The sequence below is a fragment of the Mycobacterium sp. G7A2 genome (genome assembly GCF_041902445.1).
In the GTDB taxonomy this organism is placed as follows: domain Bacteria; phylum Actinomycetota; class Actinomycetes; order Mycobacteriales; family Mycobacteriaceae; genus Mycobacterium.
The window spans coordinates 523,255-542,259 of record NZ_CP169251.1; the positions used below are offsets into that span (position 1 = coordinate 523,255).

Sequence of the window (19,005 nt, forward strand, 5' to 3'; positions counted from 1 at the left end):
CCCATGAGTGTGTCGGCGCGTTGGAGCATCGTGGCGATGGTCGTTCTCGTCGCCCTCGGGGTGGCGCTGTGGGCCGAACTCGGCGACGATCCGGGCGCCGGACGGGCCGGCTCGAGCGCGTCGGACACGGTCTCCGCGCGGGACCGTCGAGACGCCGACACCGCCGAGGCGCTCGTGGCGCCTCGTGCCCGGGCCGACCTCGATCCCTGCCCAGGGCCGGGCGAGGGCGCCGGTCCGGAGCGACTGCGCGGCATCGTGCTGGAATGCGCCGGCGACGGTGCTCCCGTCGACGTGGCCAGGGCGCTGGCCGGGCGGACCGTCGTGCTGAACCTGTGGGCCTACTGGTGCGGTCCGTGCGCCGACGAGCTACCCGCCATGGCCGAGTACCAGCGCCGCATGGGGCCCGAGGTGACCGTGCTGACGGTGCACCAGGACGAGAACGAGAGTGCGGCATTGCTGCGGCTCGCCGAACTGGGTGTGCACCTGCCGACGTTGCAGGACGGGCGACGTCTCATCGCCGCTGCTCTGCGGGTGCCCAACGTGATGCCGGCCACGGTCGTGCTGCGCCCGGACGGTAGCGTTGCCGAGATCCTGCCCCGATCGTTTGCGACCGTTGACGAGATCGCCGCAGCGGTCGATCCGCAGATTGGAGAGACGAGGTGAGCTGGGACAGCGGCACCGGCGAACTGGCTCCCGACGCCGCCCCACCGTGGCTGGCGCCGCTGGTGCACCGGCCCGAGGCCGTCAAACACGCCTACCGCCGGCGGGTGCCCGCCGAGGTGCTGGCCGCGCTCACGGCCGCCAACACCACCGCCGCGCTGACCGGTGCCCGCCGCGACGCCGCGGTGCTGGTGCTGTTCTCCGGGCCCGGCGGCGGGCAGGCGGGCACGCTTCCCGACGACGCCGATCTGCTCGTCACGGTGCGGTCGTCGACGTTGCGTCACCACGCCGGGCAGGCGGCATTTCCCGGCGGCGCCGCCGACCCGGGGGACCGGGGCCCGGTGCACACCGCGTTGCGGGAAGCCACCGAGGAGACCGGGCTGGAAGCGAGCCGACTGCACCCGCTGGCGACGCTGGAGAAGATGTTCATCCCGCCGTCGGGGTTCCACGTGGTGCCGGTGCTGGCCTATTCGCCGGACCCGGGCCCCGTCGCCGTCGTCGACGAAGCCGAGACCGCGGCGGTGGCGCGGGTGCCGGTGCGTGCGTTCGTCAACCCGCGCAACCGCATCATGGTCTACCGGCGGGAGAACACCCGACGCACCGCCGGGCCGGCATTCCTGCTGCACGAGATGCTGGTGTGGGGATTCACCGGCCAGGTGATCTCGGCGATGCTCGACGTCGCCGGGTGGGCGCGAGCGTGGGACACCGAGAACGTGGTCGAACTCAACGAGGCAATGACGCGTCTGGACGCCCAGGACAGCTACGGTGAAGCACAACGATGACATCTTCACAATGGCTGGACATCGCCATTCTCGCTGTCGCGCTCATCGCCGCCATCTCGGGCTGGCGATCCGGAGCGCCTGGTTCGCTGCTGGCCCTCGTCGGGGTGGCCCTCGGCGCGGTGGCCGGTGTGCTGTTGGCCCCGCACGTGGTGGACCACATCAGCGGACCCCGCACCAAGTTGTTCGCGACGCTGTTCCTGATCCTGGTGCTGGTCGTCATCGGTGAGATCGCCGGTGTCGTGCTGGGCCGGGCGGTCCGCGGCGCCATCCGCAACCCGGTGCTGCGGGTCGCCGACTCGGTCGTCGGGGTGGCGGTGCAGCTCGTGCTGGTCCTGACCGCCGCCTGGCTGCTCGGGTCTGCGCTGAGCTCGTCCCCGCAACCCAACCTGGCGTCGGCCGTGCGTGACTCCAAGGTGATCGCCGAAGTCGACGCGGTCGCGCCGAGCTGGCTGCGGTCGGGGTCGGAGCGGCTGGCGGCACTGTGGGACACCGCCGGCCTGCACGACGTGCTCAAGCCGTTCGGGCCGACCGCGGTCGCCGCCGTCGACGCACCCGACGCCGCGCTGGCCGAATCAGCCGTCGTCGGTGCGACGAGCCCCAGCGTGGTGAAGGTCCGGGGTCTGGCCTCGAGTTGCCAGAAAGTGCTCGAAGGCAGCGGCTTCGTCGTCGCGCCGAACCGGGTGATGTCCAACGCCCACGTGGTGGCCGGATCGGAGAGCGTGTCCATCGAGGTGGGCGGGCAGAGCTACGAGGCCGGGGTGGTCAGCTACGACCCGGACGCCGACATCTCGATTCTCGACGTGCCCAATCTGCCATCCGCGCCGCTGCAGTTCGCCGACGGTGAGGCCCCGTCGGGTACCGACGGCATCGTCATGGGTTATCCCGGCGGCGGCGATTTCACGGCCACGCCGGCACGGGTCCGGGAGATCATCGAGCTCAACGGTCCCGACATCTACCGCACCACGACCGTCACCCGCGAGGTGTACACCATCAGAGGAACCGTCAAGCAGGGCAATTCCGGCGGGCCGATGATCAACCGCAGCGGCAAGGTGCTCGGCGTGGTGTTCGGCGCCGCGGTCGACGACGCCGACACCGGCTTCGTGCTCACCGCCGACGAAGTGGCGCGGCAGATGGCCCGGGTGGGCAACGTCGATCGGGTGCCCACCGGCACCTGCATCAGCTGACCGGTCGGGCATACACCTGTCCGAGGAACCGGGTCAGCTGGTCGTTGACCTGGCCGGGTGCTTCCTCGTGGGCGTAGTGCCCCGCGCCGGCGATCGACACGTAGCGCCCGTGCGGAGCGTACTGCCGGGTCCGGTTCACGGGATCGGCCAGCACATACGGATCGCCGTCGCCGCGCAGGTGCAGCACCGGCACCGACATCGGCCGCTTCATCGAGCGCATGAAGCGCCGGCCCTCGCCCCGCAGCTGGCTGCGAGCCGCCCAACGCTGGTACTCCAACGCCGAATGCGCAGCCGAGGGGATCTGGATGGCCCGCCGCAGATGGCCGATGGTCTCGGCGAAGTCGTCACCGGCCTGCCATGCGGCGCTGGACCTGCTGCGCACCAACCGTTCGAGCTCGGCGCCGTCGTGGCGGGTCAGGCTGCGTTCGGGCCAGATCGGGACCTGGTAGCGCAGCATCCACGGCAGCAGTGCCCGGCCCTGGTCCCGGCGCCGCAGCGCCGAGGCGCGCAGTGCCGCCGGGTGCGGTGAACTCACCACGGCGATCGCCCGCACCACCCTCGGATGCAGCACCGACGTGGCCCAGCACACCAGGCCGCCGTCGGCGTGCCCCACCAGCGTGGCGCTGTTGTGACCGAGCGCGCGGACCAGACCGGCGGTGTCGCCGGCCAGCGTCCACCCGTCGTATCCGCGAGGGGGCTTGTCGCTGGCTCCGTAGCCGCGCAGGTCGACGGCGACCACCCGGGCGCCCGACAGGCCGGTCAGCTGGTGGCGCCACGACCACCAGAACGAGCCGAACCCGTGCAGCATGATCACCAGCGGGCGGTCGGTGAACGGGCGGGACGCGTCGTCGGTGTCGGGACGCTGGTCGGCCTCGACGACGTGGAACCGAATGCCGTTGGCGTGCACGTCCAGGTGTCGCCACGGCCCGTCGATCCGCACAGTCGACGGATCAGGTGGGGGCATTACCAGCCGGACGGATCGGTGGCCGGCTTGCCGTCGGTGGTCGCCACCGCTTTGGCGGGCTTGTCCGGGCCGAACGCCTCGGGAATCTCTTTCACCGATTCGATGGTTTTCTGCGGCCCGCGGATCCGGCGCACCTTGAGGTAGCCGAGCAGCCCGAACACCGCGGTCACCACGACCATGATGCCGAAGACGATCAGGAACGCCGCCCACCGCCACAGCCACGTGTCGAGCAACTCGGCGACGAAGAAAAAGAAGAAGAACGTCGAGTAGAACAGCACCACCAGCGCCAGGATGAAGAAGACGCTGCCGGTCAGCCCCTTCTTGACGTCGCGCGTGATCTCGGCCTTGGCCAGCTCGACCTCGGCGCGCACCAGCGTCGACACCTGGGCGGTGGCGTCCTTGACCAGATCACCGATCGAGGGGTCCGGCTTGGGTGCGTGGGGGTCCACCAACGGTATCGACGTCACCGTGGTCGGTACGCCGTTCGTGCGATCGCTCACGCAAGCTTCCTTCCGGCTTCTGCTCGGTCCGGGTCCATTCCGGCTTATGTTGCCACGTGGCGTCCCACGAAACGATTCCGGCCGACGATAGACTGCGCTGACTACGAAGGTGTGGCGGGTCGGGCTGGTTGATAGGGGATTGACACGTGAGGTTGCGCGGCCGCTGCCTGACCCTGCGCGCTGTGCTGGCGGCACTGACTGCGGTGCTGCTGGTGCCCGCCGTGCCGGCCGCGGCCCAGGAACCCGTGCCGCTGGGCGGCGGCTCCGGGCTGGTCGTCGACGGTGAGACGTTGTGCACGTTGACCGCGATCGGCAACGACAACCAGGGCCGCCTGATCGGTTTCACGTCGGCGCACTGCGGCGGCCCCGGCGCGGTGGTGGCGGCCGAAGGCGCCGAGAACGCCGGGGTGGTGGGCACGATGGTGGCCGGCAACGACGCCCTGGACTACGCGGTGATCGAGTTCGACCCGGGCAAGGTCGCCCCGGTCAGCGCGGTCGACGGGTTCCGCATCGACGGGTTGGGACCCGATCCTTCGTTCGGCGACGTGGCCTGCAAGCTGGGCCGCACCACCGGGTACTCGTGCGGCGTCACCTGGGGCCCGGGACAACAGCCCGGCACCATCGTCAACCAGGTGTGCGGAGGGCCGGGTGACTCCGGTGCGCCGGTCACGGTCGACAACAAGCTGGTCGGCATGATCCACGGCGCGTTCTCCGAGGACCTGCCGACCTGCATCATCAAATTCATCCCGCTGCACACGCCTGCGGTCACGATGTCGTTCAACACCCAGCTGGCCGACATCACCGCCAAAGGCCGGCCCGGCAGCGGGTTCGTCCCCGTCGGCGCGGGCTGACCGGCCCCGCTGCCCTGACCCGTCAGCCCGTCACTTGCTGGCGCGGATCGCCTCGAACACGCTGGGGTCCACCAACGTCGAGGTGTCCCCGAGTTCGCGTCCCTCGGCCACGTCGCGCAACAACCGGCGCATGATCTTGCCGCTGCGGGTCTTCGGCAATTCGGGCACCACGTGGATCTCGCGCGGCTTGGCGATCGGAGAGATCTCGCGGGCCACCTCGGCGCGCAACTCGTCGACCATGTTCTTCTCGCCGCCGTGGGCGCTGGACTTCAGGATCACGAAGGCGCAGATCGCCTGCCCGGTGTGCTCGTCGGTCGCGCCGACCACCGCGGCCTCGGCGACACCCGAGTGCCCGACCAGCGCGGACTCCACCTCAGCGGTCGAGATCCGGTGCCCCGAGATGTTCATGACGTCGTCGATGCGCCCGAGCACCCAGATCTCGCCGTCGGTGCCGTACCGAGCGCCGTCACCGGCGAAGTACCAGCCCTGCTCGGCGAACCGGGACCAGTAGGTCTCCTTGAAGCGCTCGTCGTCACCCCAGATCCCGCGCAGCATCGAGGGCCAGGGCTTGTCCAGCACCAGATAGCCGGTGACGTGCTCGCCGTGATCGGGCTGCGGCGCCAACTCGTTGCCGTCGTCGTCGACGATCTTGGCCGAGATCCCCGGCAGCGGGCGCATGGCCGAGCCCGGCTTGCACTCGGTGACGCCGGGCAGCGGGGAGATCATGATCGCCCCTGTCTCGGTCTGCCACCAGGTGTCCACGATCGGCGTCTTGTCGGCGCCGAACGCCATCCGGTACCAGCGCCACGCCTCCGGGTTGATCGGCTCACCGACCGATCCGAGCAACCGCAGGCTCGACAGGTCGTGTTCGGCGGGAATCTGGCGGCCCCACTTCATGAACGTGCGGACCAGCGTCGGGGCGGTGTAATAGATCGAGACGCCGTATTTTTCGATGATCTCGAAGTGGCGGTGTTCGTTCGGCGAGGCCGGGGTGCCCTCGTAGACGACCTGCGTGACGCCGTTGGACAACGGGCCGTAGACGATGTAGGTGTGCCCGGTGACCCAGCCGATATCGGCGGTGCACCAATAGACATCGGTTTCGGGCTTGATGTCGAACACATTGTGGTGCGTGTAGGAGGACTGCGTCAGGTAGCCACCCGAGGTGTGCATGATGCCCTTGGGCTTGCCTGTGGTGCCCGAGGTGTAGAGCAGGAACAGCGGATGCTCGGAGTCGAAAGCCTCGGGGGTGTGCTCGGTCGAGGCGTTGGGGACGGTCTCGTCCCACCACTTGTCGCGGCCGTCGGTCCAGGGAGTGTCGATACCGGTGCGGCGCACCACCAGCACGTGTTCGACGGGGCTGTCGTCGCCCAGGCCGGCGATCGCCTCGTCGACCCCTTCCTTGAGCGACACCGCCGAACCGCGGCGGTACTGTCCGTCGCTGGTGATGACCAGCTTGGCCTGGGCATCCTCGATGCGGGCCTTGAGCGCCGAGGCCGAGAACCCCGCGAACACCACGCTGTGCATGGCGCCCAGCCGGGCGCACGCCAGCATCGCGATGATCGCCTCGGGCACCATCGGCATGTAGATCGCCACCCGGTCACCGGAGCGCAGACCGAGGTCGGCCAGCGTGTTGGCGGCGCGGCACACCTCGTCCTTGAGTTCGGCGTAGGTGATCGAGCGGGCGTCATCCACCGGCTCACCCACCCAGTGGATCGCCACGCGGTCGCCGTTGCCGGCCTCGACGTGGCGGTCGACGCAGTTGTACGCGACGTTGAGCTTGCCGCCGACGAACCACTTGGCAAACGGGGCATCCGACCAGTCGAGTACGTCGGTGAACGGGGTGTCCCAGGCCAGCCGGTTGGCCTGCTCGGCCCAGAATGCCAGCCGGTCCGCCTCGGCCTGCTCGTAGAGCGCCTCGGTCGCATTGGCGTTCGCGGCGAACTCAGGGGCAGGCGGATACACAGACTGGGCTTCCACGTGCGTCTCGGTCATGGGTGTGAGGGTAGTCACCCAACGTTGCATCGAGGTTGGCAACTCACATGTGGGGCTGCGGGCGGTGCGTGCTACGCGACGAACGTCGCGGCTCGCGGGTCCAGCGGTATCCCGACGGCCGTCGGCGTGACCGGGCGCGTCGGCTAGCGTGGGCGCCGTGTCGGATCCGCTCGCCCCCCTGGTCGAACTGCCCGGTGTGCAGCAGGCCGGTGACGAGGCGCGCGAGGCGTTGGGCCGCGCCCATCGGCACCGTACCAATCTTCGCGGCTGGCCGAAGTCCGCGGCCGAGGCTGCGGTCCGCGCCGCCCGGGCCTCGTCGGTGCTCGACGGCGGACCGCTGCAGTTTCCCGCCGACGGGAGCGGTGATCCGGTGCTTGCCGGCGCGTTGCGGGTGGCTGAGGCGCTGGAAGGCGGGGAGGGGGCACTGGTCGGGGTGTGGCGCCGCGCGCCGCTGCAGGCGATGGCACGGCTGCATGCGCTGGCCGCCAGCGACCTCGTCGACGACGACGCCCTGGGCCGCCCGCGCGGCGACATGGACACCAGCCGCCGCTTGGCGTTGCTCGCCGATCTGGTGACCGGGGGCACCCGGGTGCCCGCTGCGGTCCTCGCGGCCGTCGCGCACGGCGAACTATTGACGTTGCAGCCGTTCGGCTCCGCCGACGGGGTGGTGGCCCGCGCGGTATCGCGGCTGATCACCATCGCCAGCGGTCTGGATCCGCACGGCCTCGGCGTCCCCGAGGTGCACTGGATGCGCCGCCCCGGCGACTACCGCGCGGCCGCACGAGGATTCGCGTCGGGAACCCCCGATGGCCTGGCAGCGTGGCTGGTGCTCAGCGGCGAGGCGCTGCACGCGGGCGCCAGGGAAGCCCTGGCGATCGCCGTGGCCGAGTCATCCTGAGCGGGCATCTCGAGCTCGGGCCCCGGCAAACTCCGGACAATATGAAGCGGGCGACGCTCCGAGTGGTGTGATCCACTGCGGCTCGCCGCCCGCTAGCACGGGGCCCCGGTTACCAAGCGTGCGTTGGGGGTTGCGTGGGTGGCCTCGGCGTCCTTGCGAGTCGCGACCTCCGACGGGCCCCACCCAAAGGGCCGTCCTGGTTGTCCGATTCTCGCAGTTACGCAGGCCCGCAACACTTTTACCTGTTTCGCGGTATGTGCTCCGCGTGGGTTCCGGGACCCGTGCTGGGGAGCCGAGGTCGGGAGTACGAGCCTTCTCTTCCGGCTCGGCCTTGGCCTCTCCCGGCTTCCGTGCTTCCTTTGTACTACGTGACCACGGTCACATCAAGTGCCAAAACGCGTGCGAATCATGATTGTTACGTGAGGCGGCGCCGAGGCCACCAGCTACCGTTCGGTAGCGCGTCAGAACGCGAAACGGCGCAGCAGCGAGTAGGTCAGGGCGCCGGCCGCCAACGCGCTCATGCCGACTGCCGCCGAGGTCGCGACGGCGGCTGTCGACGGGGCCGGGATCCGGTCGCGCAGCGACACCGGTTTGGAGAACGACCGCACCGGCCAGCCGCGGGTGCCGGCTTCCTTGCGCAGCGCGCGATCGGGATTGACGACGGTCGGGTGGCCGACGGTCTCGAGCATCGGCAGGTCGGTGATCGAGTCGGAGTAGGCGTAGCAATGTTGCAGCGCGTAACCCTCCCGCGCGGCGAGCGCACGGATGGCTTCGGCCTTGCCCTCCCCGTAGCAGTAGAACTCGATCTCGCCGGTGTACTTGCCGTCCTCGACCACCATCCGGGTGGCCATCGCATGGGTGGCGCCCAGTGCGCGGGCGATCGGCCCGACGATCTCCTCGCCGGAGGCCGAGACGATGACGACGTCACGGCCGCACAGCTTGTGGTCGGCGATCAGCACCGCCGCCTCGGCGAACACCAGGGGATCGACGATGTCGTGCAACGTCTCGCCGACGATCGACTTGACCTGTTGGACGTCCCACCCGGTGCACATCGTGGTGATGTAGGACCGCATCCGGTCCATCTGATCGTGGTCCGCGCCGGACATGAGGAAAAGGAATTGGGCGTAGGTGGACTTCAGAACCGCGCGCCTATTGATTAGCCCTTGGCTGAAGAACGGTTTGCTGAATGCGAGGGTGCTCGATTTCGCGAGAACAGTTTTGTCCAGATCGAAAAACGCTGCGGTGCGGATGGGGCCGTCGCCGGGGAGAGGTCCGTCGGCGCCGGGACGCCCCGCTGTCGCCGGATCGGGTGCGGTCACCGCCTCAGCATAGGGGCCGGCGCAGTGACAGATTGCGGCAGAACGTACAAATTGGCAGTTCACGACAGGTGTCTGTGACTGTAATCTTTCCTGGTTGTGGCCAACTTGTTCCCGGCGCGGTACTTGCGCTGGCCCACTCTCGCGTGTGTATAGTGGGCATCACTCGGCTTATGCCGGGTGTGCATCAGCCCGACCCCCCGGGGCTGATACACGACGACCTCCGCCTCCTCCCCCCCTGGCGGGGGTCGTCCCTTTTGTGGGGTGTTTTCGCCGTCCGGATAGATCACTTCTCCTCACGACGTTGCGGAACGCCGTTTTCGTTGCTCTCGATGGCCGGTCGGGTATTCCCCAAATTTCGATTGATCCACAGATGCGCCGGGTCGGCCGCGATGGGTCTTTCCGGTGTCGGCGCCGGCGTCGACGCTGGTGTCCATGGCACCCACCGCCGGCATCCTCGTCCTGGTCGATGACCGTGCGCTCCATCCCCCCATCGACAGGGTGGTCGCCGCTGCCGGACTGAAAGTCGTGCGTGCCGGCGCCCCCTCGAGTCGCCGCGTGTGGGCCGGTGCCGCGGCGATCCTGCTCGACGGTGAGGCCGCGCTCCGCTGCGTACAGCTGGGTATGCCGCGGCGTGCGCGGGTGCTGTTGGTGTGTTCTGAGCAGCCCGGATCCGGCGAATGGCAGGCCGCGGTGGCCGTCGGCGCGCAACAACTGGTGATATTGCCCACCCAGGAGCGCGACCTTCTGTCGGCGCTGACCGAAGCTGCCGACGCGGCGGGCGACGGCGTCACGCGCGGGCCGGTCGTGGCCGTGCTGGCCGGTCGTGGTGGCGCGGGCGCGTCGGTGTTCGCCGCGGCGCTGGCCTGCACCGCGACCGAATCGGTTCTGGTCGACGGGGATCCATGGGGTGGCGGTCTCGATCTGGTGCTCGGCGCGGAGACCGAGCCCGGCCTGCGGTGGCCCGACCTGGCGCTGGCGGGCGGTCGGTTGAGCTATCCGGCGCTGCGCGACGCATTGCCCCGCCAGCACGGTGTGACGCTGTTGTCGGCCGGCCGAGTGTTGTCTGGGAGCGGATCCAGCAACGACATCGAGGCCCGTGCGGTCAGCGCCGTCATCGAGGCCGGCAGCCGGGCCGGGGTCCCGGTGATCTGCGACCTGGCGCGGCGCCCGTCGGCGGCCACCGAGACGGCTCTGGCAGTCGCAGATCTGGTGATCTTGGTCACCACCGCTGATGTTCGATCGTGTGCAGCAGCGGCGGTCACCGCCCGGTGGGCGGAAGAACAGAACCCCAACACCGGTGTCGTGGCGCGGGGGCCGGCGCCCGGCGGGCTCGGTCCCGCGGACGCGGGACGCCTCATCGGACGGCCCGTGCTGGCAGCGATGCGACCGCAGCCCGGCATCGAGGCACAGCTGGATTGCGGGGGTCTGCGGTTGCGGCCGCGCACACCGCTTGCTCGTGCGGCGCGCAAGGTGCTGGCCTTGGTCAGCCGCCGGCCCGAGCTCGCACACGCCTCGGAGTTGGTGGCATGACCGGGTCGTTGGTCGACCGCGTCCGGGAGCGGTTGGCCGCCGAAGGAGCTCCGCTGCGTCCGAGCGTGGTGGCTGCGGCTATCCGGGCCGAGTCCGGTGGCGTGCTCGGGGATACGGAAGTGTTGAGCAGTCTGCACGAGCTGCAGACCGAATTGGTGGGCGCGGGCGTGCTGGAGCCGCTGCTGCGCGGTCCGGGTACGACCGACGTGTTGGTGACAGCTCCCGACGCGGTGTGGGTCGACGACGGAGACGGTTTGCGCCGGAGCGCGGTGCGCTTCGCTGACGACGAGGCGGTGCGCCGGCTGGCACAGCGTCTGGCGCTCACGGCCGGTCGCCGTCTCGACGACGCGCAGCCGTGGGTCGATGGCCAGTTCACCACCGCGGGCGGGCCGGCGGGGCCGCTGACCGTGCGGCTGCACGCGGTGCTGCCGCCGATCGCCGCGGGAAGCACCTGCCTGTCTCTGCGCGTGCTGCGCTGCGCCACCCAGGATCTCGGGTCGCTGGTGGCGTCGGGGGCCATCGACGGCCAGGCACACCGGCTCCTCACCGACATCCTGGCCGCGCGGCTGGCGTTCGTGATCTCGGGCGGAACCGGGGCGGGTAAGACGACGCTGTTGGCCGCTCTGCTGGCGGCAGTCCCCGCTGACGAACGGATCGTGTGCGTCGAGGACGCTGCCGAGCTGGCTCCGGCGCATCCCCACGTGGTCAAGCTCGTCGCGCGCGCTGCCAACGTCGAAGGCGCCGGTGAAGTGACGGTGCGGGATCTGGTCAGACAGGCGCTGCGCATGCGCCCGGACAGGATTGTCGTCGGAGAGGTCCGGGGCGCGGAAGTGGTCGACCTGCTGACGGCACTGAACACCGGCCACGACGGCGGCGCGGGAACCGTGCACGCCAACAGCCCAGCCGAGGTGCCTGCCCGCTTCGAAGCCCTGGCCGCCCTCGGCGGCCTCGACCGGTCCGCGCTGCACAGTCAGCTCGCCGCGGCTGTCCAGGTCGTGCTGCACGTCGCCCGGGACCGGGCCGGCCGACGGCGGCTCGCCGAGGTGGGAATGCTGACCCGCGGCGACGATCGATTGGTGCGGGTGCTGCCCTGCTGGCGGCTCGACAGCGGGCCCGGTCCAGGACTGGCCGACCTCGAGGCCCTGGTGCGAGCTCGGAGCACGGGATGAGTGTCGCCGCGCTGACGCTGGCCCTGGCGGTGCTGGTGGCGCCCCGATCGGCCCGGCGCAGGGTCCGGGCGCTGCAGCCTCGCAGTGCGCGTGCGGCCCGGACGGTTCCGTTGATCCCGGTCGTCGGCGGCGGCTGCGCGGCGCTGCTGGCGGTACTGCCGGTGAGCGTGGTCGCGGCGCTCACCGTCGTGGCCGCCACCCTGCTGGCGCGCCGGCGGTCAGCGCTGCGGCGTGGGAGACGGTCCGGGGAGGGAGACAACCTGCACGATGCCCTCGACGTCCTCGTCGGCGAGCTCCGGGTGGGGGCCCACCCGGTGGCCGCGGTGGCGACGGCTGCCGCGGAGAGCCAGGGCACGGTCTCCCGGTCGCTCTCGGCGGTGGCGGCTCGAGCGCTGCTGGGCGCCGATGTAGCGGCGGGACTTCGCGTCGAAGCGCGCCGGACCCACTCGCCGGAGCACTGGGAGCGGTTGGCGGTGTGCTGGCAGCTCGCCCACGACCACGGCCTGGCGATCGCCACGGTGATGCAGACCGCCCAGCACGACCTCGCCGAGCGCCGCCGGTTCGGCAGCCGTGTCGAGGCAGGGTTGGCCGGTGCCCGCGCCACCGCGGCCATCCTGGCGGGTCTTCCGCTGCTGGGTCTGCTGCTCGGGCAGGCACTGGGGGCCGATCCGGTGGCGTTTCTCCTGTCCGGTGGAGCGGGCGGGTGGCTGCTTCTGATCGGCGCGACACTGATCTGCGCCGGCCTGCTGTGGTCGGACACCATCATCGCAGGGGTCGTGACATGAGCTGGGCGGCAGTCATTCTCGCCGCCGCGGTGCTCGCCTGGCCGCGGGCGGCGAAGAGCCGGCTGGGGACGGGCCTGTGCTCGGGGCGTCCGGTCTCGCAGCCGCGCGCCCGCCAGGACCTCCTCGCGGTCGCCGCCACCCTGGACGTGCTCGGGGCGTGCCTGCACTCGGGCATGGCCACATCCACCGCAGCAGCGGCGGTGTCGGCGTCGGCGCCGGTCCACTTGGCCGCGCCACTGCGCCGGGCTGCGGACCTGTTGGCTCTCGGCGCGGACCCGGCACAGGCGTGGGCGCAAGCCGGAGCCCCCGCCGACCGACACATCGCCGCGTTCCTGCGCATGGCACGCCGCTCGGCGGCCTCGGGTGCCGCGCTGGCGCGGGGAGTGGAGGAGCTCGCCGGCGACCTGCGTGCCGAGGCCGCTGCTGCCGCGCACGCCCGAGCCGAACGCGCCTCGGTACTGATCGCCGGACCGCTCGGGCTGTGCTTCCTGCCGGCGTTCGTGTGCCTCGGTGTGGTGCCGGTCGTGGCCGGACTCGCCGGTGACGTCCTGCAGTCAGGAGTGATGTGACAACAAGTGGAGGGAAAACAGATGAAAAGACGGATACGTGGGCTACAGGCACGCCTGGCCCTCCTCGCAGTGGCCGACGAGGGCATGTCGACGGTCGAGTACGCGATCGGAACCGTCGCGGCCGCAGCCTTCGGCGCGATTCTCTACACCGTCATCACCGGAGATTCGGTCGTCAACGCGTTGACCAACATCATCAGCCGCGCCCTGAACACCGCCACGTAAGCGGTGCAGAGGTCGGGGCCGTCACGATCGAGGCTGCTTTCGCGGTCGTCACGCTGGTGGCCGTCCTCGTCATCGGCATGGCCGGCGTGGCCGCGGTGTCGTTGCAGACGCGCTGCGTCGATGCGGCCCGGGAAGCGGCCCGGCTCGCCGCGCGCGGGGACACACCGGCAGAGGCGATCCGCTCCGCGCAGCGAGTCGCTCCCGGCGGGGCGACGGTGCAGGTGCGTCGGCGCGGCGATGTCGTCGTCGCCACCGTCGCCGTGGAGTCCGTTGTGCTGCCGTGGCTTTCCCTCGGCGCCGAGGCGCTGGCCGCGGTCGAGCCGCACGCGGGGTGAGCAGGGGACGGCCGGGGTTCTCGCGGTGGCCATGGTCGCGGTGCTGGTGACGGTGATGGTGGGCGCCGCGCACCTCGGTGCCGCCGTGCTGGCCCGGCACCGGGCTCAGGCGGCGGCTGACCTGGCCGCGCTGGCCGCAGCCGCGCATCTGCCGGCCGGCTCCGCGGCCGCGTGTACCCGCGCCGGTCGCCTCGCGCGGGAGATGCGGGCCGAGATGGCGGCCTGCACCATCGACGGCGTGGACGTCGTCGTCACGGTGCAGGTCCGGCCCGAACTGGGGAGCCGATGGCTGGGACCGGCCAGGGCGGTGGCGCGGGCGGGTCCGTCGTCAGCCGGCGGTCACGCTTTACCGGCTTTGGCTGACCTGCCCTTGCGCGAGTGGGACTTTCGGGCCCGCTCTGCGGGTTGGTCGCCGTCGATTTCGACGGTGCTCAGCTCGCTCGCGGTGGGCTCCCTCAGGGCGGCCAAGCCGGCGTACACACCGTCGTCCAACTCGACCCGGTGCACAGTCACGTGTACCGGCGTCCAGCTGCGGCTCCGGTCGAGCACCCGTAGCACCCCGGAGGTCGCGCCCGAGTCGAACTCGGCGGCCATCGCGGCCATGGCGGCCCTGTCGTCGGGGTGCACCGCGTCGATGCTGACCAGTCCGGCCCGCCAGTCGAAGAACGGCGCGGGTTCGTCGAGCCACTTCAACAACGTCCAATGGCGCGGGTCGACCAACGCCCGGTGCACTCCGGGCACGGCCAACCCGGCGATGATCCGCTGAGCCAGCAGATCGTGTTGGATGCCCGAGCCCTCGCGCACACTGCGCCAGTTCATCGCCCGGCAGATGAGGTGCTCGCTGCCGTCGTCGAACACCTCGGGCGCCGACCGCGCGACGAACCCCACGGTGATCTGCTCACCGCGGTAATCGGTGACGTCCCAGGTGTTGCAGATCGACACCCCCACCTGCGGCTCGATGATCATGCTCAGCACCTGCGCCTCGCTGGGTTTGAGGTCGCGGCGCGGCAGGTCGTCGACGAACGCCCGGCCGTGGGTGGGTTGGCGGTCGGGATCCCAGCCGCCGACCACCAGCGACTCCCGTGTGTCGGTGGCCGTGCCCTCGGTGAGGTCCCAGATCAGCGGTCCGACCGTGGGACGCGCAGGCGGCTCCTCGTCCGGAGCGCCCAACCACACGTGCACCCCGTGGATCCGGCCGTCCGACATCTGCACGACCTCGGTGCGGATCACCCGATCGTTCTTGGGCGTGATGCTGGTCAAACCGCCTCCAGCACGGACTGTTTCGCCGATCGCGGTCTGAACGGCCATCAGATGGGGATGGCGACGCAGGAAGGTGCTGATCGGCACCAGATCCTTGGTGTGGTCCCCCTGGGCGACAACGGCCGGTTCGTCGCCGAGTGTCTCCACGAGCATCCAGTCGTGGCTCATGACCGTCATGGTACCGACGGGTTCCCGCGCGTCCCGCCGTCAACCGGCCGGGTGCCGGGGATGCCCGGTCAGCGCGCCGATCACCAGACGCAGTACCCGCACCGCGCCGTCCTTGTCCAGCGGGTCGTTCCCGTTCCCGCATTTGGGGGACTGCACGCACGACGGGCAACCCGCGGGGCACTCGCAGGCCTCGATGGCCTCCGCGGTCGCGCCCCACCAGTCCGCGAGCATGCCGAATCCGCGCGCAGCGAAGCCGGCTCCGCCCGGGTGACCGTCGTAGACGAAGATCGTCGGCAATCCGCCCACCGGGCCGATCGCGGTGGACACCCCGCCGATGTCGCTGCGATCGCAGCTGGCGATCAACGGCAGCAGGCCGATCGCCGCGTGCTCGGCGGCATGCAGTGAGCCGGGAATCCGCAGCGGGTCGATCCCGCTGTGCTGCAACGCTTCCGGAGTGATCGTGCACATCGTCGCCATGGTCTCCAGGGTGCGCGTGGGCATGTCGAGTTCGATGAAGTCGATGACCTCGCCGTCGATGCGCCGCCGCAGATAGCCGGTCACGGTGTTGCTGACCGAGACGGGCACCAGGCCCACGGTCACCGGACCGTGCCGGGACTGCTCACCGGAACCGGTGACGTCGATGTCGGTCAGCTCCCGCGCGAATGTCGTGTACCCGGGATCCTCGGTGTGGACGAAGGCGATTCCCGCCTCCAGATCGAGGGTGTCGACGACGTAGCTGTCGCCCTGATGCAGATACACCGCGCCGGGGTGCACCGACGCCGGTGCCTGTCCCGCCCCGGTGCTGCCCAGCATCCGCCCGGTGTCGGCTTCCAGGATCGCGACCTGTCCGCCGGTGGAGCCCCTGATGTCCACCGCCGGGTGCGGATCCACTCCCGGGGCGGGGAAGTACCCGCTGGGACGGCGGCGCAGCAGGCCGTCGTCGACCAGGGCGGCGGCGACCTGCTCGGCGTCCCAGGCCCGCACCTCGGCGTCGGACAGCGGCAGCTCGGTCGCTGCGCACAACAGTTGCGGACCCAGGATGTACGGGTTGGTCGGATCGATCACGACCCGTTCGATGGGTTTGTCCAGCAGGGCTGCGGGATGGTGCACCAGATAGGTGTCGAGGGGATCGTCGCGGGCGATCAGAACGATCAGAGCCCCCTGCCCGCGCCGTCCCGCGCGGCCGGCCTGCTGCCAGAACGATGCGACGGTACCCGGGAAGCCCGCCAGCACAACGGCATCGAGGCCGGCGATGTCCATGCCGAGCTCCAGCGCATTGGTGGTGGCCAGTCCGCGCAGCTCGCCGTCGGCCAGCGCCCGTTCCAGTCGCCGACGATCCTCGGCCAGGTATCCGGCCCGATACGACGCCACCTGATCGGCGAGGTCGGGGTTCGCGTCGGCCAGCCGTGCCTTGGCCCCGAGCGCGACGAGTTCGGCACCCCGGCGCGAGCGCACGAATGTCAACGTGCGGGCCCCCTCCCGCATCAGGTCGGCCATCACCCGCGCCGCTTCGGCGCCCGCCGAGCGGCGTACCGGAGCGCCGTTCTCCCCGAGTAGCTCCGCCAGCAACGCCGGCTCCCACAGCGCGACCGTGCGGGCTCCCTGCGGTGACCCGTCCTCGGTCACCTCGCTGACCGTCTGGCCGATGAGTTCGGAGGCGGTGATCGCGGGCTCCGCGGTGGTCGCGGAGGCGAAGATCACCGTCGGCCCGCAGTGCTCGCCGGAATCCGGTGCGTACCGCGCGCACAAGCGCAGCAGCCGGCGCAGCACCATCGCCACGTTGGAGCCGAAAATGCCTCGGTAGTAGTGGCATTCATCGACCACCAGGTATCGCAGGTTGCGCAGGAACACTGCCCACCTGGCGTGGTTGCGCACCATCGACAGGTGGATCATGTCCGGGTTGGAGAAGATCCAGCGGGACCGCTCGCGGGCGAATCGGCGCACTTCGGTGGGGCTGTCGCCGTCATAGGACGTCGGGGCGACGTCGGCGAGCCCGGGAACGGCGGCGGTCAGTTCGGCGACGGTACGCAGCTGGTCGTGGCCCAGCGCCTTCGTCGGCGACAGATACAACGCGCGGGCGCGCGGATCCTGGTTCAGCGCCGTCAATATCGGCAACTGGTAGGCCAGCGACTTGCCCGACGCCGTCCCGGTGCTGAGCACCACGTGGCGTCCGCCGTGAGCGAGGTCGGCCGCGGCGCGCTGGTGCGACCACGGCACCTCGATGCCACGATCGCGGAAGGCCCGCACCACATCTGGGTCGGCCCAGGCCGGCCAGCCCTGCGGGCGGGCCCGTCGCGGCGGCAGGTCGGCGACATGGCGTACCGGATGCTCGTCGACCGCGGTGCCCTCGACCGCGCCGGCGAGCAGCGCGCGGCCGAAGTCGGGCACCGTATCTGCCCGGGCGCCTGCTGCTGCTTCCGTCACCGATCACCTCCGAAGACGACGTCGTACCAACGCCGGGGCGCCGGCCGTGGGCCGCCCCGGCACATGTCGTACGTGAATTGTTCACTACGTGACGGCGCTGAGACTGTCGCCGCAGGCCGGAACGTGATTGACTACTCGCGGTCGCAGCTTCTGTGTTGGTGTCCCCACACTCGCAGGAACGACGTTGCGATCGCGGTTCCTGCGAGGGTTGTAGGTCGGGTCTGAGTTCCGAGCACTCCACGAAGGTATGGCGGTCGGAACGGGCCCGGTCTGCCGAAGGACGGTGGACCGCACCCGGTGAATGAAGAGAAGGAAAGTACGAGAGATGCCACAGGGAACTGTGAAGTGGTTCAACGCGGAGAAGGGGTTCGGCTTCATCGCGCCTGAAGATGGGTCGGCGGACGTGTTTGTCCACTACACGGAGATCCAGGGAAGCGGCTTCCGCACCCTGGAGGAGAACCAGAAGGTCGAGTTCGAGGTTGGCCAGAGCCCCAAGGGCCCGCAGGCCACCGGCGTTCGAGCCATCTGAGCTAAGCGACCAACTCAAGACCACCGAGCCGGCAGGCTCGAAGGATCACAGAACACCCCCGCGTCATCCCCACGGACAACGCGGGGGTGTTTCGCGTACCGGCCCGGGTAACAGCTTTGCGGGCCCGTGCTGGCCTAGGGTCGACGGTGTGAGCCAGCTGTCCTTCTTCTCGGCTGAGTCGGTGCCGCCGGCCATCGCCGATCTGACGGGGATTCTGGCTGCGCCCGGACAGGTGGTGCTGGTCAGTGGGCCCCAGGGGCCCACGGCCCGGCTGTCGGTGGTGGTGGATGAGCTGTGGCGGGCCGAGGCGCTCGCGGAGATGATGGCCGACGCCGGCCTGGTCCCGGAGATCGCCCGCACCGACGAGAACACCCCGCTGGTGCGGACCGCGTTGGACGCCCGGCTGGTCGCCATCGCCGAGCAGTGGACCCGGGGAGCGGTCAAGACGGTGCCTCCGCAGTGGCTGCCGGGCCCCCGCGAGCTGCGGGCGTGGGCGCTGGCGGCCGGGACCGCCGACGCCGACCGCTACCTGCTCGGGCTGGACCCGCACGCTCCGGACACTCATTCGGCCCTGGCTTCGGCGATGATGCGGGTCGGGATCGCGCCCACTCTGATCGGCACCAGAGGGTCGCGTCCGGCGCTGCGAATCAGTGGCCGCCGACGGCTATCGCGCCTGGTAGAGAACGTGGGGGAACCTCCGGAGGGGGCTGAGGCGTTGCTGCAGTGGCCACGGGTTTAGCCGGTTTGCGAACCTCCGGCGCAGGAGGGACGGTTTGCGTCGGCACGCGCGGGGTGCGAAATTGTCAGTTGCCGAAGCGGGTGGCATGGGTACATGCACTACGCGGGCAGCAGAAGAAGTGGAGC

General features: G+C 70.4%; 19 protein-coding genes and 1 pseudogene. 14 read left to right on the forward strand and 6 right to left on the reverse strand.

Annotated elements, in window-relative coordinates:
• The first annotated feature begins 3 nt into the window (after positions 1-3).
• Genes ACEWX3_RS02560 through marP form a run of 3 tightly spaced genes read left to right on the forward strand, consistent with a single transcriptional unit; the run spans position 4 to position 2,626 of the window.
• Complete coding sequence (locus ACEWX3_RS02560) at positions 4-663, forward strand: TlpA family protein disulfide reductase (RefSeq protein WP_374158610.1); 660 nt, start codon at positions 4-6, stop codon at positions 661-663.
• Positions 660-1,442, forward strand: a complete 783-nt coding sequence (locus ACEWX3_RS02565; RefSeq protein WP_207068166.1) for a CoA pyrophosphatase — start codon at positions 660-662, stop codon at positions 1,440-1,442. Before ACEWX3_RS02560 ends, ACEWX3_RS02565 begins: the two co-directional genes overlap by 4 nt.
• Positions 1,439-2,626, forward strand: a complete 1,188-nt coding sequence (gene marP / locus ACEWX3_RS02570; protein WP_374158611.1) for an acid resistance serine protease MarP — start codon at positions 1,439-1,441, stop codon at positions 2,624-2,626. The genes ACEWX3_RS02565 and marP overlap by 4 nt, the downstream gene beginning before the upstream one ends.
• Here marP and ACEWX3_RS02575 read toward each other — a convergent pair.
• Entirely contained in the window at positions 2,619-3,590 is a 972-nt protein-coding gene (locus ACEWX3_RS02575; protein ID WP_374158612.1) for an alpha/beta fold hydrolase, read from the reverse strand. The two genes, marP and ACEWX3_RS02575, sit on opposite strands and share 8 nt — an antisense overlap.
• Positions 3,590-4,090 (reverse strand): phage holin family protein, encoded by a 501-nt coding sequence (locus ACEWX3_RS02580; protein ID WP_152518983.1) that lies wholly within the window; start codon positions 4,088-4,090, stop codon positions 3,590-3,592. The genes ACEWX3_RS02575 and ACEWX3_RS02580 overlap by 1 nt, the downstream gene beginning before the upstream one ends.
• 167 nt (positions 4,091-4,257) lie before the next feature.
• Between ACEWX3_RS02580 and ACEWX3_RS02585 the strand changes: the two genes are divergently transcribed.
• Positions 4,258-4,941, forward strand: coding sequence for a serine protease (locus ACEWX3_RS02585; protein ID WP_374159766.1), 684 nt, complete (start codon positions 4,258-4,260; stop codon positions 4,939-4,941).
• A 30-nt stretch (positions 4,942-4,971) separates the two neighbouring features.
• Here ACEWX3_RS02585 and acs read toward each other — a convergent pair whose 3' ends face one another.
• The gene (gene acs, locus ACEWX3_RS02590; protein WP_221359107.1) at positions 4,972-6,933 is read right to left on the reverse strand and encodes an acetate--CoA ligase; all 1,962 of its coding nucleotides are present in this window, start codon (positions 6,931-6,933) and stop codon (positions 4,972-4,974) included.
• Between the two features lie 157 nt (positions 6,934-7,090).
• On the opposite strand from acs, the gene ACEWX3_RS02595 reads away from it, so the two are divergent.
• A complete protein-coding gene (locus ACEWX3_RS02595; RefSeq protein ID WP_374158613.1) occupies positions 7,091-7,831 on the forward strand; it encodes an oxidoreductase in 741 nt (246 codons plus the stop codon).
• 461 nt (positions 7,832-8,292) lie between these two features.
• Here ACEWX3_RS02595 and ACEWX3_RS02600 read toward each other — a convergent pair whose 3' ends face one another.
• On the reverse strand, positions 8,293-9,081 hold the full coding sequence (locus tag ACEWX3_RS02600) for an HAD-IB family hydrolase (RefSeq protein WP_286183408.1): 789 nt from the start codon (positions 9,079-9,081) through the stop codon (positions 8,293-8,295).
• A 501-nt stretch (positions 9,082-9,582) separates the two neighbouring features.
• Between ACEWX3_RS02600 and ssd the strand changes: the two genes are divergently transcribed.
• The 7 genes and pseudogenes from ssd to ACEWX3_RS02635 all read left to right on the forward strand — a co-directional run.
• Positions 9,583-10,680 (forward strand): septum site-determining protein Ssd, encoded by a 1,098-nt coding sequence (gene ssd / locus ACEWX3_RS02605; RefSeq protein ID WP_207068159.1) that lies wholly within the window; start codon positions 9,583-9,585, stop codon positions 10,678-10,680.
• Positions 10,677-11,849: a TadA family conjugal transfer-associated ATPase gene (locus tag ACEWX3_RS02610; RefSeq protein ID WP_374158614.1), complete on the forward strand. Its 1,173-nt coding sequence runs from the start codon at positions 10,677-10,679 to the stop codon at positions 11,847-11,849. The genes ssd and ACEWX3_RS02610 overlap by 4 nt, the downstream gene beginning before the upstream one ends.
• The gene (locus ACEWX3_RS02615) at positions 11,846-12,634 is read left to right on the forward strand and encodes a type II secretion system F family protein (protein WP_374158615.1); all 789 of its coding nucleotides are present in this window, start codon (positions 11,846-11,848) and stop codon (positions 12,632-12,634) included. The genes ACEWX3_RS02610 and ACEWX3_RS02615 overlap by 4 nt, the downstream gene beginning before the upstream one ends.
• Positions 12,631-13,203 (forward strand): type II secretion system F family protein, encoded by a 573-nt coding sequence (locus ACEWX3_RS02620; protein ID WP_374158616.1) that lies wholly within the window; start codon positions 12,631-12,633, stop codon positions 13,201-13,203. Before ACEWX3_RS02615 ends, ACEWX3_RS02620 begins: the two co-directional genes overlap by 4 nt.
• 21 nt (positions 13,204-13,224) lie before the next feature.
• Positions 13,225-13,425: a DUF4244 domain-containing protein gene (locus ACEWX3_RS02625; protein WP_207068155.1), complete on the forward strand. Its 201-nt coding sequence runs from the start codon at positions 13,225-13,227 to the stop codon at positions 13,423-13,425.
• A 56-nt stretch (positions 13,426-13,481) separates the two neighbouring features.
• Positions 13,482-13,760, forward strand: a complete 279-nt coding sequence (locus tag ACEWX3_RS02630) for a TadE family type IV pilus minor pilin (RefSeq protein ID WP_374158617.1) — start codon at positions 13,482-13,484, stop codon at positions 13,758-13,760.
• Positions 13,663-14,073, forward strand: a pseudogene (locus ACEWX3_RS02635) (Rv3654c family TadE-like protein); the annotation flags it as partial. The gene ACEWX3_RS02630 and the pseudogene ACEWX3_RS02635, both read left to right, overlap by 98 nt.
• 26 nt (positions 14,074-14,099) lie before the next feature.
• On the opposite strand, the gene ACEWX3_RS02640 reads toward ACEWX3_RS02635, so the two are convergent.
• The gene (locus tag ACEWX3_RS02640) at positions 14,100-15,188 is read right to left on the reverse strand and encodes a PAS domain-containing protein (protein WP_374158618.1); all 1,089 of its coding nucleotides are present in this window, start codon (positions 15,186-15,188) and stop codon (positions 14,100-14,102) included.
• Positions 15,189-15,227: 39 nt separating this feature from the next.
• Positions 15,228-17,576 carry a DEAD/DEAH box helicase gene (locus ACEWX3_RS02645; RefSeq protein ID WP_374159767.1) on the reverse strand — a complete coding sequence of 783 codons (2,349 nt, stop codon included), beginning with the start codon at positions 17,574-17,576 and terminating at the stop codon, positions 15,228-15,230.
• Positions 17,577-17,937: 361 nt separating this feature from the next.
• On the opposite strand from ACEWX3_RS02645, the gene ACEWX3_RS02650 reads away from it, so the two are divergent.
• Complete coding sequence (locus ACEWX3_RS02650; protein ID WP_003882601.1) at positions 17,938-18,141, forward strand: cold-shock protein; 204 nt, start codon at positions 17,938-17,940, stop codon at positions 18,139-18,141.
• Positions 18,142-18,289: 148 nt separating this feature from the next.
• Complete coding sequence (locus tag ACEWX3_RS02655) at positions 18,290-18,880, forward strand: hypothetical protein (RefSeq protein ID WP_374158619.1); 591 nt, start codon at positions 18,290-18,292, stop codon at positions 18,878-18,880.
• The last annotated feature ends 125 nt before the right edge of the window (positions 18,881-19,005 follow it).

What these genes read in the sequence shown, in the direction of transcription:
- ACEWX3_RS02610 (WP_374158614.1), top strand. Translation starts at nt 10,677, where the DNA reads ATGACCGGGTCGTTGGTCGACCGCGTCCGGGAGCGGTTGGCCGCCGAA.
- ACEWX3_RS02640 (WP_374158618.1), bottom strand. Translation starts at nt 15,188, where the DNA reads ATGAGCCACGACTGGATGCTCGTGGAGACACTCGGCGACGAACCGGCC.
- ACEWX3_RS02650 (WP_003882601.1), top strand. Translation starts at nt 17,938, where the DNA reads ATGCCACAGGGAACTGTGAAGTGGTTCAACGCGGAGAAGGGGTTCGGC.
- marP (WP_374158611.1), top strand. Translation starts at nt 1,439, where the DNA reads ATGACATCTTCACAATGGCTGGACATCGCCATTCTCGCTGTCGCGCTC.
- ACEWX3_RS02575 (WP_374158612.1), bottom strand. Translation starts at nt 3,590, where the DNA reads ATGCCCCCACCTGATCCGTCGACTGTGCGGATCGACGGGCCGTGGCGA.
- ACEWX3_RS02620 (WP_374158616.1), top strand. Translation starts at nt 12,631, where the DNA reads ATGAGCTGGGCGGCAGTCATTCTCGCCGCCGCGGTGCTCGCCTGGCCG.
- acs (WP_221359107.1), bottom strand. Translation starts at nt 6,933, where the DNA reads ATGACCGAGACGCACGTGGAAGCCCAGTCTGTGTATCCGCCTGCCCCT.
- ssd (WP_207068159.1), top strand. Translation starts at nt 9,583, where the DNA reads ATGGCACCCACCGCCGGCATCCTCGTCCTGGTCGATGACCGTGCGCTC.
- ACEWX3_RS02615 (WP_374158615.1), top strand. Translation starts at nt 11,846, where the DNA reads ATGAGTGTCGCCGCGCTGACGCTGGCCCTGGCGGTGCTGGTGGCGCCC.
- ACEWX3_RS02625 (WP_207068155.1), top strand. Translation starts at nt 13,225, where the DNA reads ATGAAAAGACGGATACGTGGGCTACAGGCACGCCTGGCCCTCCTCGCA.
- ACEWX3_RS02560 (WP_374158610.1), top strand. Translation starts at nt 4, where the DNA reads ATGAGTGTGTCGGCGCGTTGGAGCATCGTGGCGATGGTCGTTCTCGTC.